The organism is Ruminococcus sp. OM06-36AC (assembly GCF_003438725.1).
Classification (GTDB): Bacteria; Bacillota; Clostridia; order Oscillospirales; family Ruminococcaceae; genus Ruminococcus_C; species Ruminococcus_C callidus.
On sequence record NZ_QSTT01000011.1, the window covers coordinates 72,710 to 73,148 of the forward strand.

Here is a 439-nt window from a genome sequence, read left to right on the forward strand (position 1 = left end):
GGCAGGCTCTTTGCAAGTCCTGCCATGACCGCAAGACATGGACGGAAGACCGAAATCCCGTCTATCGGTATTGATTGTGTCTGAAATGCTGCCGGTGGGGGGATAAAAATCGCTAATTGTGAATTTTTTACAGACCGGCGTCCCCTCTCACGCACGAAAACCAAGGTTCAAACGGGGGATTAACCCTGAAAATATGCAGACAAGCCGAAACCTACGCAGTTTCGGCTATTTTTCTCTCAAAAGGCAGGTGAAATCAGATGGCAAAGGACGGTACAAGAAGAGGCGGCAGACGAGTTCGTGCAGGCGATAAGCCGAAAGCCCTCTCCGACAAGATCGCAGAGGGCAAGGTTGCAGATGTTATAGAATTTCATGCTCCGGAATTGGACGCAGCTGATCTGGACGATGCCGCTGATTTGACCGGTGCGGATATGCCAAGCCC

The 439-nt window shown here is 51.3% G+C and carries 1 pseudogene; it reads left to right on the top strand.

Annotated elements, in window-relative coordinates:
• Positions 1-257 precede the first annotated feature (257 nt).
• Positions 258-439, top strand: a pseudogene (locus tag DXB92_RS08690) (terminase); the annotation flags it as partial.